Below are 15,893 nucleotides of genomic sequence, written 5' to 3' on the forward strand. Positions count from 1 at the left end.
TTAACCGGCGTTTGCCTTCACGATCTCATCGATCAGCTTATTCACCGGCTCAAGGCTGATCTCGCGGGCATTACTTTCGTAGGCCGGGTTAGAACGCGCCTGGTTTGCCAGCATCTGACCGTCGCGGTTGGAGGTATCGACCGTCACCAGCGTGGAGAGGCCAATACGCAGCGGATGGTCCGCCAGCTGTTTCTCATCCAGCTCAATACGCACCGGCAGACGCTGAACCACTTTGATCCAGTTCCCGGTGGCGTTCTGGGCAGGCAGCAGGGAGAAGGCGCTACCGGTACCCATATCCAGGCCGACAACTTTACCGGTGTATTTCACCTCGTCGCCGTAGATATCACTGACCACCGTCGCGCTCTGGCCGATACGCATATGCGCCAGCTGCGTCTCTTTGAAGTTAGCATCCACCCACAGGTTAGTTGCTGGCACCACCGCCATCAGCGGGGTTGAGGAGCTAATCTGCGCGCCAGGCTGCACCGAGCGACGGGATACGTAACCGGTCATCGGGCTGACAATTTTGGTTCGCTCCAGGGCCAGCCAGGCGTTGCGTACTTCGGTCGCCGCCTGTTTCACCGCAGGTTGTTGATCGAGGGTCGTGTCCAGCACCACCGCCTGGTTGGCGTTGTACTGCTGGATGGCGACATCAAGCTGGGCCTGCGCGCTGGCCACCGCATCGCGGGCATGTTGCAGCTCTTCACGGCCAATCAGATTGGCGGTGCCGAGCGGAACGCGGCGATTAAAGTCGCTCTGCGCCTGGGCGAGGGCGGTCTTCTGCACGGTGATGTTGGCCTGCAGCTGCTTGCTGTTGATCATCTGCTGGCGGGTCTGACGTACGCTCGAGGCCAGCCCGGTCTGCGCTTTTTCAAACGCCTGCTGGGCATCGGTCGGATCCAGCGTCACCAGCACGTCGCCTTTTTGCACAAAGTCGGTATTGTCAGCCCAGACTTTCGTCACGCTGCCCGACACCTGCGCCATAATCTGAACCTGGTTCCCTGCCACGTACGCATCATCCGTCTCTTCACTATGACGCAGTACTAAAAACCAATAGATCCCATATGCCACGGCAATGATAATAAAGAGCAAGGTCAGCAGCAGAAGGGCGCGCTTGCGTTTGCCTTTCTTGTTGTTGACCGGTTGCTGCGGGGTTGTGTTCTCCGCATTTGCGCTCATGATTTTCTCCACGATCTTATTATTTCACATCGGCTGAGCCGACCTGTTATCAGAAAGGCCAGCACTATGATGTGCTGGCCTGTCGGTTTTCTTATGAATCTGGATTTTTGGAGCGTGTCGTCGCGTTAGCGCAGCGCCTCAAGAACAGCGCCGTCTTCATCCATCTGGTCCAGACGGGTGAGAAGCTTGCGGGTGATATGCTCGAGCTGCTCTTTCTCGGTACCGCTTAAAGACGACCAGAGTTGATGCAGACAGTTGTGCTGAGGTGGAAGCACCTCGCGCAGGAATTCGTGACCTTTCTCGGTCAGTTGCAGGTGCAGACAGCGACGGTCATTGTCGCTTTCACGGCGTTCGATCCAGCCGCGTTTTTCCAGCTCATCGGCAATACGGGTTGCATTGGTACGAGACGAACCCAGGGCGCAGCTCAGCTCGGAAGGCTGGATGCTGTGATTCTCCTGAGACTCCAGCGTAATCAACGCCATAAATAACGTCTCGTTAATCCCTTGAGCTTTCAGCATTTTATTGCGATTTTCCAGCAGCTTGCCCTGCATATGCATGCAGAGACGGGTCAGCAGGATCTCCTGATACGGGAAATCTGCATAGCGACTGGCGCGAAATTTAAGCATTTGTTCAATGGGCGTAAACGAACTATCCATTTGGGCATAACCTCATTAATTACAGCCGATATAGTAACAACAGTGACAAATAATGTAAATGAATTATTTGTGCGGCTAAAATCCATTAGACAAATTTCACCGTCATCAAGAGCCGGGTAGATCCGTGACCCGGTAAGCACAGAAAAGAGGGGATGGCACTGGCAAAACGGGGATGGGTCTTCGGGCGTAAGCTATTCATGCGGTATTCTAATATATTACCCACATAAAAATTTCCGGAATAAATGATTACGCCACCATAACAGACTGAGGGGCTCCTTAACACCCTGAGGAGCCCCAAACTTATGTAAACCTTATTGAATTGCCTCCTGGCGATGGTAGCCGCGCCACCAGGCCAGCAGGTTAACCAGCGCCATCACCGTCCCAACCGCACACACGCCTGCCCAGCCGGCATGCTGCCACGCGTACGCCGAGATCAGTGACCCGGCGGCACCGCCGATAAAGTAGCTGGTCATGTACCCGGCCGTCAGACGGTTACGGGCGTCCGGCTTAACGCGGTAGATCACGGTCTGATTGGTGATATGCACCCCCTGCACGGTAAGGTCGAGCACCAGAATGCCGACAATCAGCGCCAGCACCGAGACATGCCCGTACCAGATCGCTGCCCAGGAGAGCAGGAGCATCACCAGCCCGACGGTGGTGGTGAGATGCGATTTACCCTTATCCGCCAGGCCACCCGCAGGTCGTGCGCCCAGCGCGCCTGCGGCGCCGGCCAGGCCGAACAGGCCGATCATCCCCTCAGAATAGTTAAACGGCGGGGAGGCCAGCAGGAAGGCCATTGAGGTCCAGAGGATGCTGAAGTTAGCAAAGGTGAAACAGCCCAGCAGCGCCCGGGTACGCAGCAGTTTATCGTGCGTGAACAGGCTGAAAACGGACCCCAGCAGCTGAGGGTAGTTGAGATGGGTTTCTGACTTCACCTTCGGCAGGCCGCGCCACAGGGCGAGAGCCATTACCACCATCAGCACCGACGCCACCCAGTACACGGTGCGCCAGCCGCCGATGCCCGCCAGCAGGCCCGCGACGGTGCGCGCCAGCAAAATCCCCAGCAGCAGGCCGCTCATAATGGTCCCCACCACCTTACCGCGTTTTTCCGGCGAGGCGAGGGTGGCGGCGAGCGGGACCAGAATCTGGGCCACTACCGAGAACAGGCCCGTCAGGGCGGTGCCGAGGATCATCATTGCCAGCGACTGGCTGGAGGCGGTGATCAGCATCCCTCCGGCGGCCAGCAGGGTCATGGAGACAATCATCGCCCGACGTTCAAACATATCCCCCAGCGGCACGAGGAACAGCAGACCCACGGCGTACCCCAGCTGGGCGGCGGTGACGATAAAACCGGCCGAGCTGGCCGAGAGCGAAAAATTGCGGGCGATGGTTTCCAGCAGCGGCTGGGCGTAATAGTTACTGGCGACCGCCAGACCGGTTGCCACTGACATCAGCAGAATAAGTGCGGGGCTCAGCCCCTGAGTGGATTTTGTCATCAGGTTTTTGAAATCATTAGTTGAGTGATTATTTTTTCAAAAAACATAATAACGGATGAATAAGGGAGGCGGGGAGATGTTGAGTGATGGATCGTGCGATCCAGGCCCCTCACCCCGGCCGGGATGAGGGGACACTGCGTGCTCTTACTTCTGCGCGGCCAGCGCCTCATTCACCCACGCATCAAACTGCTGCTGGTGGGCTTTGATCCAGCCGTCAACGTGACCCTGGACATCGGCTTCAGAGGATTTGCCCGCGTGCATCATCGCGTTCTGGGCGTTGATGTCCGCCAGCGGGAGCTTCATTACCGAGAACAGCTTCGCCGCCGCCGGGTTTTTCTCAGCCCAGGCTTTGTTGGCGACGATGTGCATGGTGTTCACCGGGAAGCCATAGTTCATGCCGTTCGGCAGCTTGGTGTCGATATCCTTCTGCTCGCCCGGCAGGGAGGAGAACGGCACCTGCAACCAGACCACATCTTTACCCGGCTTCAGCACGTCGCTCACCCAGTACGGCGTCCAGGTGTAATAGATAACCGGCTTGCCTTCCTTAAAGCGGGCGATGGTGTCGGCCATCATTGCGGAGTAGTTGCCGTGGCTGACGTCCACGGTTTTCGCCAGGTGGAAGGCTTTGTTCTGGTGGTTAATCACCGCTTCGCAGCCCCAGCCCGGGGAGCAGCCCATCATGTCGGCTTTGCCGTCACCGTTGGTATCAAACAGTTTGGCGATCTTCGGATCCTTCAGCTGTTCGATATTGGTGATGTGGTACTGGTCGGCAGTTTTCTTGTCGATCAGATAGCCCTGCGCCGCGCCCGAGACAAAGGTGCCTTCGCGGTAGAACTTCTTGTCGCCGCCCGCCGCGCTGTACATGTCGTCATGCAGCGGCTGCCAGTTTACGGCCGTAAAGGTGGCATCGCCGGAGGCAATAGAGGTATAGCCCACGTTGTAATCCACTTCGCTGGGCTTACTGACGGTATACCCCAGCTTTTCCAGCGCCCGGCTGACCAGCCCGGTCTGGAACGACTCTTCGGAGATGGTGCTCTGTACCGGTTGCACGGTAATGCCTTTGCCCGGCAGATCGGCAGCAAATGCGCTGGTGGAGGCAAGGGTGGCAAACGCTGTGGCAAAAATTACGCTATGTCGCATCGTTGTTCCTTATTTTGCTTTTGAGAAGGGACGGGTGATTAACCCGACAGGGCCGGTGGTGTACCAGCGACGGTTGCCGCGACTGCGTGAATCACGACCGACAGCCTGGGTCAGGCGGTCAAGAATAATGGCGAGGATCACGATCCCGACGCCGCCCACGGTGGCGAGTCCCATATCGAGACGACCAATCCCGCGCAGCACCATCTGACCAAGACCCCCTACGGCGATCATCGAGGCGATCACCACCATCGACAGGGCCAGCATCAGGGTCTGGTTCACACCGGCCATAATGGTCGGCATCGCCAGCGGCAGCTGCACTTTGAACAGCATCTGGCGCGGGCTGGCGCCAAACGAGCGCGAGGCTTCGATCAGATCGGCGGGTACCTGGTTGATTCCCAGAATGGTCAGACGCACAATCGGCGGCAGGGCGAAGATAATGGTCACCACCACGCCCGGCACGTTACCGATGCCAAACAGCATCACGATAGGCACCAGATAGACAAACGCCGGGGTGGTCTGCATCGCATCCAAAAGCGGCCGGATAATTTTGGCCGCCCGCGGACTGCGCGCCAGCCAGATCCCCATCGGCAGGCCAATCACCACGCAGAAGAGCAGGGCGGTTAGCACCAGCGCCAGGGTGATCATCGCCTGCGACCAGGCACCGATCGCACCGATCAGGATCAGCGAGATCAGGGTCGCGATGCCCATCCCCGCGCTGCCAAACTGCCAGGCAATCAGCGAGAACAGCACGATAGCGACCGGGGCCGGCATGCCCAGCATCAGCTGCTGGAAGCCGTTAAGGATATAATCCACCGGGACGCGGATCCCCTGAAACACCGGGCGAAAGTGCGTCACCACCCAGTCGATCCCCTCTGTCACCCAGCTGTCGAGCGGGATAAGGGTTTTATGGAACGGATCCATAATATTGAAATGTTCTGGCGCCGGCGCCGGGGCGCTGGTCAGCCAGTCGGCACTGCCGCCGTCCGCAGGAGCCGTCGCCGGAGCGGTACCCCACGCGTCGGCGGATTGTGCCGCGCTGTCGGCGGCCTCAGTGGTGCCCCACGGGTTAGATTGATCAGCCATTGTTTGCCCCCTCGCGATCTAAAGCCTGCAGCAACATGCGTTTTGAGATGATGCCGACGTACTGTTGTTCCTCTCCGACTACCGGTACCGCGCAGGGCGCCTGACCGACATGGGAGAGCAGCTCGCTGAGCGGCGTTTCGGCATCCACGGCAAGCGGAGCGTCAATTAACGCCGCATCGATTCCTGCGTTTTCGCTAAGCGCGGTTTTCAGGGAGTCGATGGAGACAACACCTACAAATTTATTACCGCGTTCAACCAGATAACCGTATTCGCGGTCTTCATCCTGCAGCAGTTTGAGCGCCGATCGCGGGCCGAAGCCTGGCGTTTTACGGATAATGCCGTTCGGCGTTCGGCGGGCAATATCTTTGGCGCTGAACACCTGGCTAATATCCACGCCGCGGAAGAAGGTACGCACATAATCATTCGCCGGATTATTGAGAATTTCATCCGGGGTTCCCACCTGCACCACTTCGCCGTTTTGCATAATGGCAATACGATCGCCAATTCGCATGGCTTCATCGAGGTCATGGGAAATAAAGACAATGGTGCGCTGATGCCGCGACTGCAGTTTTACCAGCTCATCCTGCATCTCGGTACGAATTAAGGGATCGAGCGCCGAGAAGGCTTCGTCCATTAATAATATATCGGGGTTGATCGCTAATGCGCGGGCTAATCCTACGCGCTGACGCATCCCGCCGGAAAGTTCATCCGGGTAGGCGTGAGCGTAATTTTCCAGCCCCACCTGACGCAGCGCATCCAGCGCTTTTTCCTGGCGCTCATTGGCCGCAACGCCGGCTAATTCCATACCAAAGGCGGTGTTATCTAATACCGTCATATGCGGCATCAGAGCGAACGACTGAAACACCATCGCGATCTTTTTTCTGCGCACCTCGCGGAGCTCGGCGTCCGATATTTTGGCGATATCCACGCCATCAATCAGCACCTGTCCGCGGGTGGGTTCAATCAGGCGATTGAGAAGGCGAACCATAGTGGATTTACCCGAACCGGATAACCCCATGATGACGAAAATCTCGCCTTCTTCAATGGCCAGACTGGCGTCTTTAACGCCAAGCGACAGCCCGGTTTTTTCCAGAATATGTTCTTTTGAAAGTCCTTTTTCAATATATTTGAATGCGCGCTGCGGGTGCTCGCCAAATACCTTATAAAGATTTTTAACTTCTAATTTAATTGCCATGCAATAAAGAATGCCCCGTTATTTATTTATGTCGATATCATTACCAGTGAATATAATTAACCGGCCATACCCTAACATACTCAGAATCTGAGACAACCCTGGATTGGCTTGTGGCATGATTTTTGCCGCGCGCGAATCGGCGCAATTTCCCATGAGATAAGGGCTGAGCGCGATATGAATTTTTCTTGAGAAATGTCTTATTATGGCGAAATTCGCGGAGCGAAAACAAAAATGCACAGGAATATGACAGGGGAATGACGCCGGTAAGGGCAGGGAAATAGGGTAATGACTCCAACTTACTGATAGTGTTTTATGTTCAGATAATGCCCGATGACCTTGTCATGCAGCTCCACCGATTTTGAGAACGACAGTGACTTCCGTCCCAGCCTTGCCAGATGTTGTCTCAGATTCAGGTTATGCCGCTCAATTCGCTGAGTGTAACGCTTGCTGATTACGTGCAGCTTTCCCTTCAGGCGGGATTCATACAGCGGCCAGCCATCCGTCATCCATACCACGACCTCAAAGGCCGACAGCAGGCTCAGAAGACGCTCCAGTGTGGCCAGAGTGCGTTCAGCGCCACAACCGTCCTCCGTATCCTGTCATACGCGTAAAACAGCCAGCGCTGACGTGATTTAGCACCGACGTAGCCCCACTGTTCGTCCATTTCAGCGCAGACAATCACATCACTGCCCGGCTGTATGCGCGAGGTTACCGACTGCGGCCTGAGTTTTTTAAGTGACGTAAAATCGTGTTGAGGCCAACGCCCATAATGCGGGCGGTTGCCCGGCATCCAACACCATTCATGGCCATATCAATGATTTTCTGGTGTGTACCGGGCTGAGAGGCGGTGTAAGTGAACTGTAGCTGCCATGTTTTACGGCAGTGAGAGCAGAGATAGCGCTGATGTCCGGCAGTACTTTTACCGTTACGCACCACGCCTTCAGTAGCTGAGCAGGAGGGACAACTGATGGAGATGGAAGCCACGGGAGCACCTCAAAAACACCATCGTACACTAAATCAGTAAGTTGGCACCATTACCGCAGGCGCTTACACTCATGATCTTGGCCGGTATTGGGTTTATAAGACTCTAGTCTCACAACCAGCCGTACTGCGTGCGCTAGCAGCTCGCTACCCGCAAATACTTGTCGATGAATCCCAAGATTTAGGTACAGTACATCAGGAAATCTTAGAATTATTAATAGGTGCAGGGACACAAGTAACTCTTATCGGAGATATAAACCAAGGGATTTATGGCTTCGCTGGTGCTGACGGAGAGTTCCTGAATAGCTACGAGAATCGTGCTGAGGTAACCGGCTACAAGCTTACTCGCAACTATCGTTGCCTGCCGCCAATCATTAATGTCGCCAATTCTCTCTGCGGCCGTAATGACGAGCCTGACCGGCAGAACGAAAAAGTTGGCGCATTTTTCATCGGATACAAGGAATCTGAACTGCCCACATTAACTGAAGCATTCAAGGCTCATATTGATGAGTTAGGCATGCAGGTTCAGGATTCAGTGATTCTTTGTCGCGGGGCTGAGAGAGCCGAAAAAATTGCGGGTAGAGCCTCCTCGCCAGGACAAGGTACGGTCAAAGTCTTAGCTGAAGCATGTTTGTTACGAGATCAACATGGTAACTACCATGGCTGCTTTAAACTGGTCTGTAGGGCAATTATTGGATTACTGGGCAATGCACCCCATGGGCTAAGTTCAGTACTTCAGGGACTATCACATGTAAATGGAATGAGTGGGCTGAGACGACTTCTATGGCGTTTCAGTCGCAGCGCAGAGTTAGGGCTTCCCTCGTCTGCTCTGATAGCGAAAACAGACTGGCACAGCAAGCTATTAGCGAATGTCAAAGTGCTTCTCGCAGAGATTGAAAAACAGTATGGATATAAAATCTCTGGCACGCTTGGCACCAAACTGAAGAAAACGTCACTATCGGATCTGCCATTGGCCAATGCATCTGTTACTCATGCACCCGGATTCAGAGTAGAGACAGTACACCAGGTCAAGGGGGAGTCTATCGGCGCAGTTATGTACTTGGCAAAGAAACCTCATATAGAAGCATTGCTTTCAGGTACAGGTGAGGAAGAAGGCCGGATTGGTTATGTCGCAATCACTAGAGCCAAGAACTTATTTTGGCTCGCTGTGCCACAAGCATGTCTAAAAGAATTAAAAGAGAATCTTATTAGCGCTGGTTTTCAGGAACGGATTAATCATGCCGTTATTGGTCCTACCTGAACCGGATTAAACGCAACTCTGGACTCATCGTCCGGTTTTTATCCGCCATTCCTCTTGGATGGCGGCTTTTTTAATTGTTACTGTCTTGATTACCATTGATTAATATACTTAAATATCATTTATTTACCTTCGGAATTGATGAGCTTCGAACCTCTGCTACTCGCTCTTAACAGACATTCATTGTTTCTCATATGCAACAACCAATACTGCAAGCATATAAAAAACCGAACACCAGCCCCTCAGCCCTAACCTCATTCTCAAACGCATTAAGGGGCCTGCCACAGCCCCTTCACCATCTTCGATTAGAAAGCCTTAACCGACGTCCAGCCGCACTCAATGCACCGTAATATACGGCTCCTTCACAAACTCATTAATCAGCCAGACCAGATCGTGCAGCAGTCCCGCCAGTTCTTTTTCGACACTTGCGGGCAAGGTTCCACCCAGAATTGCCTGAACCAGAGCCAGCGCATAATCCACCTGGGGAGCAGTTTCCTGCCAGCAGTCCGGCATACAGGAGGTGAGCGTTTCCCCCTGGATTAACTGGGCGATAAGGTGCGGCGGGAGTTCGGCATCACAGCGTTCACTCAACTGGCGCAGCGCGTGCAGCAGACCTTCACAGAGCGCAGTGCGGGATGCTCTGTCGTTGGTTTCGATCAATACGCTCACCAGCGCGGCGCAGCGATCGGCGACCTCGAAGAGATCGGCAGCCGCAGAAAGCGGCGTAGTCAGGGAAGCGGGAATAACCTGTTCGTCAGATTGCGGGTAAGTCAGGGTTGAAATAGTAGTCATCATGACATCCTCTACGTGTAGTCCAATTAACTACCCAGTGAGTTCTGTCAACAACGGGTAAAAAGTGATCCACTTACCGCCACCACCAACGGTTTAATATTGATCCACCTTGTTTACTCAGGATTAGCTTCAGCGATAACCCCGGCCTTTCGTTTCTGCTTCAGTCGATAGCTTTCCCCTTTTATTTGCACGACGTGTGAGTGATGTAAGATCCGGTCCAGCATCGCCGATGTCAGCGCTGCATCACCAGCGAACGTCTGATCCCACTGCCCGAACGGCAGGTTGGAGGTCAGGATCATCGCGCTCTTCTCGTAACGTTTGGCGATGACCTGGAAGAACAGCTTGGCTTCCTCCTGACTGAACGGCAGATAACCTATTTCATCGATGATAAGCAGCTTCGGGGCCATGACACCACGATTGAGAGTCGTTTTGTAACGGCCCTGACGCTGTGAAGTGGACAGCTGTAGCAGCAGGTCCGCTGCTGTTGTGAAGCGAACCTTGATGCCCGCCCGTACTGCTTCGTAGCCCATGGCTATCGCCAGATGCGTTTTTTCCCACGCCCGATGGCCCCAGCAACACGATGTTTTCATTACGCTCTATGAAGCTCAGGGATCGCAGCGACTGGATTTGCTTCTGAGGAGCGCCGGTGGCGAAGGTGAAGTCGTACTCCTCGAACGTCTTTACCGCCGGGAAGGCTGCCATCCGCGTGTACATCGCCTGTTTACGCTGATGCCGGGCCAGTTTCTCCTCATGTAACAGGTGCTCCAGGAAGTCCATGTAGCTCCATTCCTGATCCACCGCCTGTTGCGACAGCGCCGGCGCTGCGCCGATAAGACTGTCCAGCTGGAGCTGTTCGGCAAGCACCATCAGCCGTTGATGTTGCAGTTCGACCATCATGCGGCTCCTCTGCAGAACGTGTCATAGATGGAGAGCGGATGATGCAACGGCTGCCTGTCGAAGGTCATCAGGCTTTCATCAACCTGCACGTCATACTGTTTTTTCTCCGGTGGCAGTGCCAGCATGGATTGCTGTTCCTCCACCCAGCGATCGCAGGGGCGGGTCTGGATAGTTTCATGCTTACGTTGATTGGCCACATCGTACAGCCAGCGCAGGCCGTAACGGTTTGCGGTTTCAACATCGACGGTGATCCCCATCGGACGCAGGCGTGTCATTAACGGGATATAGAAGCTGTTGCGGGCGTACTGCACCATCCTCTCCACCTTGCCTTTAGTCTGCGCCCTGAAGGGACGGCACAGGCGGGGAGAGAAGCCCATCTCTTTGCCGAACTGCCACAGGGAAGGATGGAACCGGTGCTGCCCGGTCTGGTAAGCATCACGCTGCAGCACCACCGTTTTCATATTGTCGTACAGGACTTCCTGCGGTACACCGCCGAAGAAGCTGAACGCATTGCGGTGACAGGCTTCCAGCGTGTCGTAGCGCATGTTGTCGGTGAACTCGATGTAAAGCATTCTGCTGTATCCCAGAACAGCGACGAACACATGCAGGGGTGACTTGCCGTTTCGCATGGTCCCCCAGTCAACCTGCATCTGCCGTCCGGGCTCGGTTTCGAAGCGAACGACCGGTTCTGCCTGTGCTGGCAGGGTCTGTTTACGGATGAACTCTCTCAGGATAGTAAGCCCTCCACGATAGCCCAGCTCCATGATTTCCCTGGCAATAACGGTCGCCGGGATTTTGTAGGGATGCGCATCGCTGATCCGCTTAGAGATGTAATCACGGTATTCATCGAGCAGTGATGATGGTGCCGGGCGTGGTGAATACTGCGGCTTTTCAGATTTGGCTTTCAGGTGGCTGCGGACAGTATTGCGCGAAATACCCAGCTCCCTGGCAATGGCCCGGATACTCATTCCCCGCTTGTGCAGGACTTTAATTTCCATACGAATCTCAAAAGTGATCATAAGCTCCCCTGTATTCAGAGGAGCAGATTAACCCCTGGATCAATTTTCAACCGCTGGGGTGGATCAGTTTTGCACCGTTGGTAACAAGTTCCTACGCTCGGGGGGTAGCGCTGACGGAGGTAGGAATACCGCCCACATAGAAAACGGCCAGCCTTTCGGCTGCTCCGCCAGCGCCACCGCGATTTTAACGGGATACGCACTGCCGCGACATATAAATATCGCTATGTAGAATACGGGTTCCTACACCCGATTGCGGATGTGCCGCAACGCAGTCACTTTACGAGGCTGATAACGGGAATAAAAGCCTTAACCATGAATTACATAAGGTTACTTTAAAGTTTGCGAGGAGCTTTCCAGAAAGGCCATGCTGGGGGCGCTTCGCTTGCCCGGCCTACAATGCTGACGGCATTCAGACGTGTCATTGTCATCGTCACTTATGTCGATGACAGCCGCCCTACCAGATAAATCCTTTTAAATTCAAAATATTAATATCTGGCCCAATTTATGCATACCTCCGGCAAGCTAATCATCATTCCCGGAGATAAGAATGAACCGTTTCATCATTGCCGATGCCAGCAAATGCATCGGCTGTCGTACCTGTGAAGTGGCCTGCGTGGTGTCGCACCACGACACCCAGGACTGCGCCTCGCTGACCCCGCAGAACTTCCTGCCGCGCATTCACGTCATCAAAGGCGTCAACGTCTCCACGGCCACCATGTGCCGCCAGTGTGAAGACGCCCCTTGCGCCAGCGTCTGCCCGAACGGGGCCATCACCCGCGATAACGACTTTGTTCACGTCCACCAGGAGCGCTGCATCGGGTGCAAAACCTGCGTGGTGGCCTGCCCGTACGGCGCGATGGAAGTGGTGCTGCGTCCGGTTGTGCGCAGCATTGGCGCCGGGCTGAACGTGATGTCAGAGAAGGCCGAGGCCAACAAGTGCGACCTCTGCTACCACCAGCCGGACGGCCCCGCCTGCATTCAGGCCTGCCCGACCAATGCCATTGTCTGCATCGACAGGCAGAAGCTTGAGCAGTTGAGTCTCGAGAAACGCCGCCGCGCGGCGCTGGACTCCGTTTCCTCGCAGATGCTGTAAGCCTCTGCCTCTCTTTTCACTTTTAGCAGGTCTGTTACTGATGAAAAAAATCACCAGCGTCTGCCCGTACTGCGGTGCGGGCTGTAAATTAAAACTCATTGTCGACAACAATAAAATCGTTCGTGCGGAGGGCGCGCAGGGCGTCACCAACCAGAATCAGCTGTGCCTGAAAGGCTATTACGGCTGGGATTTTCTCAACGACACCCGGCTGCTAGGCTTTGTACGAAAAGTATTGCCGCATGCAACGTAGGCTGCAGGCCAAGGTGACCATGGCTGCAAAGCTCTTGGCCAGCTTGTCATAGCGAGTGCCGATCCTGCGATTTTCTTTCAGCCAGCCAAACATCCGCTCAATGATGTTCCGTTGCCGGTATTTGGGCCGGTCAAACAGTCGGGGCAAGCCAGGTCGAGGTTTGCGCGGCATAGCGCGCAATGGGATTACCGGCTGCATTCGGTAACGGTCGCAGTACTGGCGCAGGTGCTCGGCATCGTATCCCTTGTCAGCCAGCAACCACCGGCTACGTTTACGCGGTCGTCCTGGCTTGCCAGCAATTCTTACAGCATCCAGCAGCGGCTGAGCGTGGGAGACATCACTGGCTTGTCCTGGTGAAAGCCTGAAATGCAATGGCACGCCATTGGCATCGCACACCATGTGAATCTTGGTGGTCAGACCGCCTCGACTGCGCCCCAAGGCATGGTCTAACGGTTCTTCAGGCCCCCTTTTTTTCCCGGCGCCTGAAGAGGCTCGGGTTGCTCGTACTGCGGTGGAGTCGATCATCCAGGTGTCCAAGTCGATCAGTCCTTCCCGGTTCAGCCGAATATGCAGACGCTCCAGTACTCGCTCGAATGTGCCGTCGTCGCGCCAGTCACGAAAACGCTGATACACCGTTGACCAAGGCCCAAAGCGTTCAGGCAGGTCGCGCCAGGGAGCGCCCGAGCACAGGATCCACAGAATTCCGTGGAGAACCTGACGATCATTGTTGCGAGGACGGCCCATTTTCTGTTCTGGAGAAACCAAATCCTTGATCAGCTCCCATGACGCATCAGAAAGTTCGTAACGCCTTGCCATACGGGCCTCCAACCGGTCATGGCGGCAATTTTAGCCACAACGACTTTTCGTACAAAACCTAACGCCGCGCCTCACCCAGCCAATGATCCGCTACCAGAAGGGCGGTAAATTTGTGCCCGTCTCCTGGGATGAAGCCATCCGCTACACCGCCCGACGCCTGGGTGAGATCAAGGCCAGCCATGGACCGCGCGCCATCATGACCACCGGGTCATCGCGCGGCACCGGGAATGAAACCAACTACGTGATGCAGAAGTTTGCCCGCGGGGTGCTCAACACCAACAACGTCGACTGCTGCGCCCGCGTCTGCCACGGGCCGAGCGTGGCCGGGCTGCAGGAGACGCTGGGCAACGGGGCGATGAGCAACTCCATCAGCGATATCGAAAACTCAAAATGCCTGCTGATCTTCGGCTACAACTGCGCCGACTCGCACCCGATCGTCGCCCGCCGGGTGATCAAAGCCAAACAGAACGGCGCCCGGGTGATCGTCTGCGATCCGCGCAAAATTGAAACCGCGCGCATCGCCGACCGGCATTTGCAGATCCACAACGGCTGCAACATGGCGCTGGTGAACGCCTTCATCTACACCCTGCTGGACGAGAGCCTCTACAACAGCGATTACGTCGCCCGCTACACCGAAGGGCTGGACGCGCTGCGCGAAACGGTCCGCGACTACGCTCCGGAAAACGTCGAGGAAATTACCGGGGTCAGCGCCCGGCAGATCCGCGATGCGATGCGCATCTATGCCGCCGCGCCGTCCGCCACCGTGATGTGGGGGATGGGCGTCACCCAGTTCGGGCAGGCGGTGGACGTGGTGAAAGGGCTCTCCACTCTGGCGCTGCTTACCGGCAACCTCGGGCGCGAACACTGCGGCGTCGGCCCGGTGCGCGGGCAGAATAACGTCCAGGGCGCGTGCGACATGGGGGTGATCCCCAACCAGTTCCCCGGCTATCAGGACGTGACGGACCCGCAGGTGCGGGAGAAATTCGCCCGGGCGTGGGGCGTCGATCCACAACTGATTGATGACCAGGTCGGCGTGCGGATCACCGAAGTGCCGCACCTCGCGCTGGAGGGCAAGGTCAAAGCCTATTACATCATGGGGGAAGATCCGCTCCAGACCGAAGCCGACTTAGGGTTGGTACGCAAAGGCTTTGACGCCCTCGACTTCGTGGTGGTGCAGGACATCTTTATGACCAAAACCGCCGAGGCGGCGGACGTGTTGCTGCCCGCCACCTCCTGGGGCGAGCATGGCGGGGTCTTCACCTGCGCCGACCGGGGGTTCCAGCGTTTTGAAAAAGCCGTGGAGCCAAAGGGCAACGTCAAGCGCGACTGGGAGATCATCAGCCTGATCGCCACCGCGATGGGCTACCCGATGGCGTACCGCGATAACCAGCAGATCTGGGACGAAATGCGCGAGCTGTGTCCGTTGTTCTACGGCGTGACGTACGAAAAAATGGGCGAGATGGGGCACATCCAGTGGCCGTGTCCGACCCTCGATCATCCGGGCACGCCGTGGCTCTACGCGGACAACCGCTTCGACACCCCGAGCGGCAAAGGGCAGCTGTTTGCCGCGCCATGGCGCAAACCGGCGGAGATGCCGGACGCCGACTATCCGCTGGTGCTCTGCACCGTGCGCGAGGTGGGGCACTACTCCTGCCGTTCGATGACCGGCAACTGCGCGGCGCTGCAAACCCTGGCGGATGAGCCGGGCTTTGTGCAGATCAACCCGCAGGATGCGCAGCAACTCGGCATCCGCGATCGTCAGCTGGTGTGGGTCAGCTCCCGCCGCGGGAAGGTGATCAGCCGCGCCGACGTGAGCGAACGCATCAATCAAGGGGCGGTATACATGACCTATCAGTGGTGGATTGGGGCCTGCAACGAGCTGACCCAGGACAACCTCGACCCGGTCTCGAAAACGCCGGAAACCAAATACTGCGCGGTGAAGATCGACACTATTGCCGATCAAGCCTGGGCAGAAAACTATGCCCAGACCACCTACAGCGCGATGAAACAACGCCTGCGTGAGGCGGTAGAGAGTTAATTA

Annotated in this window: 11 protein-coding genes and 5 pseudogenes; 5 read left to right on the forward strand and 11 right to left on the reverse strand. The window is 56.0% G+C overall.

Annotation, left to right across the window (positions count from 1 at the left end; genetic code table 11):
* The 7 genes and pseudogenes from emrA to LRS40_RS12060 all read right to left on the reverse strand — a co-directional run bounded on the left by emrA (window position 1) and on the right by LRS40_RS12060 (window position 7,730).
* Window positions 1–1,176, reverse strand: a complete 1,176-nt coding sequence (gene emrA / locus LRS40_RS12030; protein WP_142486878.1) for a multidrug efflux MFS transporter periplasmic adaptor subunit EmrA — start codon at window positions 1,174–1,176, stop codon at window positions 1–3.
* A 125-nt stretch (window positions 1,177–1,301) separates the two neighbouring features.
* The gene (gene mprA / locus LRS40_RS12035; protein WP_032613564.1) at window positions 1,302–1,832 is read right to left on the reverse strand and encodes a transcriptional repressor MprA; all 531 of its coding nucleotides are present in this window, start codon (window positions 1,830–1,832) and stop codon (window positions 1,302–1,304) included.
* A gap of 311 nt (window positions 1,833–2,143) precedes the next feature.
* Window positions 2,144–3,328: an MFS transporter gene (locus LRS40_RS12040; RefSeq protein WP_231313777.1), complete on the reverse strand. Its 1,185-nt coding sequence runs from the start codon at window positions 3,326–3,328 to the stop codon at window positions 2,144–2,146.
* A gap of 144 nt (window positions 3,329–3,472) precedes the next feature.
* The gene (gene proX / locus LRS40_RS12045; RefSeq protein ID WP_231313778.1) at window positions 3,473–4,468 is read right to left on the reverse strand and encodes a glycine betaine/L-proline ABC transporter substrate-binding protein ProX; all 996 of its coding nucleotides are present in this window, start codon (window positions 4,466–4,468) and stop codon (window positions 3,473–3,475) included.
* Window positions 4,469–4,477: 9 nt separating this feature from the next.
* On the reverse strand, window positions 4,478–5,551 hold the full coding sequence (gene proW, locus LRS40_RS12050; RefSeq protein ID WP_142486876.1) for a glycine betaine/L-proline ABC transporter permease ProW: 1,074 nt from the start codon (window positions 5,549–5,551) through the stop codon (window positions 4,478–4,480).
* The gene (gene proV, locus LRS40_RS12055; protein ID WP_142486875.1) at window positions 5,544–6,746 is read right to left on the reverse strand and encodes a glycine betaine/L-proline ABC transporter ATP-binding protein ProV; all 1,203 of its coding nucleotides are present in this window, start codon (window positions 6,744–6,746) and stop codon (window positions 5,544–5,546) included. The genes proW and proV overlap by 8 nt, the downstream gene beginning before the upstream one ends.
* Window positions 6,747–7,042: 296 nt before the next feature.
* Window positions 7,043–7,730 (reverse strand): annotated as a pseudogene (locus tag LRS40_RS12060) (IS1 family transposase).
* A gap of 49 nt (window positions 7,731–7,779) precedes the next feature.
* Here LRS40_RS12060 and LRS40_RS24685 point away from each other — a divergent pair.
* Window positions 7,780–8,034 (forward strand): annotated as a pseudogene (locus LRS40_RS24685) (UvrD-helicase domain-containing protein); the annotation flags it as partial.
* A 210-nt stretch (window positions 8,035–8,244) separates the two neighbouring features.
* The gene (locus LRS40_RS12070; protein ID WP_231313779.1) at window positions 8,245–8,988 is read left to right on the forward strand and encodes a 3'-5' exonuclease; all 744 of its coding nucleotides are present in this window, start codon (window positions 8,245–8,247) and stop codon (window positions 8,986–8,988) included.
* Between the two features lie 333 nt (window positions 8,989–9,321).
* On the opposite strand, the gene LRS40_RS12075 is transcribed toward LRS40_RS12070, so the two are convergent.
* From LRS40_RS12075 to istA, 3 genes and pseudogenes are all read right to left on the reverse strand, one after another.
* Window positions 9,322–9,777: a hypothetical protein gene (locus tag LRS40_RS12075; RefSeq protein ID WP_231313886.1), complete on the reverse strand. Its 456-nt coding sequence runs from the start codon at window positions 9,775–9,777 to the stop codon at window positions 9,322–9,324.
* 113 nt (window positions 9,778–9,890) lie between these two features.
* Window positions 9,891–10,674, reverse strand: a pseudogene (gene istB / locus LRS40_RS12080) (IS21-like element ISSen3 family helper ATPase IstB).
* Window positions 10,671–11,693, reverse strand: coding sequence for an IS21-like element ISSen3 family transposase (gene istA, locus LRS40_RS12085; RefSeq protein ID WP_000627495.1), 1,023 nt, complete (start codon window positions 11,691–11,693; stop codon window positions 10,671–10,673). The pseudogene istB and the gene istA overlap by 4 nt, the downstream one beginning before the upstream one ends.
* Before the next feature lie 547 nt (window positions 11,694–12,240).
* On the opposite strand from istA, the gene hydN reads away from it, so the two are divergent.
* The gene (gene hydN / locus LRS40_RS12090) at window positions 12,241–12,786 is read left to right on the forward strand and encodes an electron transport protein HydN (RefSeq protein ID WP_142486855.1); all 546 of its coding nucleotides are present in this window, start codon (window positions 12,241–12,243) and stop codon (window positions 12,784–12,786) included.
* 40 nt (window positions 12,787–12,826) lie between these two features.
* Window positions 12,827–13,000: pseudogene (locus LRS40_RS12095) on the forward strand (hypothetical protein); the annotation flags it as partial.
* On the opposite strand, the gene LRS40_RS12100 reads toward LRS40_RS12095, so the two are convergent.
* Complete coding sequence (locus LRS40_RS12100) at window positions 12,998–13,852, reverse strand: IS5 family transposase (protein ID WP_231313781.1); 855 nt, start codon at window positions 13,850–13,852, stop codon at window positions 12,998–13,000. The pseudogene LRS40_RS12095 and the gene LRS40_RS12100 sit on opposite strands and share 3 nt — an antisense overlap.
* A 52-nt stretch (window positions 13,853–13,904) precedes the next feature.
* On the opposite strand from LRS40_RS12100, the pseudogene fdhF reads away from it, so the two are divergent.
* Window positions 13,905–15,890, forward strand: a pseudogene (fdhF, locus tag LRS40_RS12105) (formate dehydrogenase subunit alpha); the annotation flags it as partial.
* Window positions 15,891–15,893: the final 3 nt, after the last annotated feature.

It is taken from the genome of Leclercia sp. G3L (assembly GCF_021117075.1).
GTDB classification, from domain to species: Bacteria; Pseudomonadota; Gammaproteobacteria; order Enterobacterales; family Enterobacteriaceae; genus Enterobacter; species Enterobacter adecarboxylatus_C.

Excerpts from the sequence above, each read along its gene's own strand:
- emrA (WP_142486878.1), bottom strand. The coding sequence starts at position 1,176 with ATGAGCGCAAATGCGGAGAACACAACCCCGCAGCAACCGGTCAACAAC.
- mprA (WP_032613564.1), bottom strand. The coding sequence starts at position 1,832 with ATGGATAGTTCGTTTACGCCCATTGAACAAATGCTTAAATTTCGCGCC.
- LRS40_RS12040 (WP_231313777.1), bottom strand. The coding sequence starts at position 3,328 with ATGACAAAATCCACTCAGGGGCTGAGCCCCGCACTTATTCTGCTGATG.
- proX (WP_231313778.1), bottom strand. The coding sequence starts at position 4,468 with ATGCGACATAGCGTAATTTTTGCCACAGCGTTTGCCACCCTTGCCTCC.
- proW (WP_142486876.1), bottom strand. The coding sequence starts at position 5,551 with ATGGCTGATCAATCTAACCCGTGGGGCACCACTGAGGCCGCCGACAGC.
- proV (WP_142486875.1), bottom strand. The coding sequence starts at position 6,746 with ATGGCAATTAAATTAGAAGTTAAAAATCTTTATAAGGTATTTGGCGAG.
- LRS40_RS12070 (WP_231313779.1), top strand. The coding sequence starts at position 8,245 with ATGCAGGTTCAGGATTCAGTGATTCTTTGTCGCGGGGCTGAGAGAGCC.
- LRS40_RS12075 (WP_231313886.1), bottom strand. The coding sequence starts at position 9,777 with ATGACTACTATTTCAACCCTGACTTACCCGCAATCTGACGAACAGGTT.
- istA (WP_000627495.1), bottom strand. The coding sequence starts at position 11,693 with ATGATCACTTTTGAGATTCGTATGGAAATTAAAGTCCTGCACAAGCGG.
- hydN (WP_142486855.1), top strand. The coding sequence starts at position 12,241 with ATGAACCGTTTCATCATTGCCGATGCCAGCAAATGCATCGGCTGTCGT.
- LRS40_RS12100 (WP_231313781.1), bottom strand. The coding sequence starts at position 13,852 with ATGGCAAGGCGTTACGAACTTTCTGATGCGTCATGGGAGCTGATCAAG.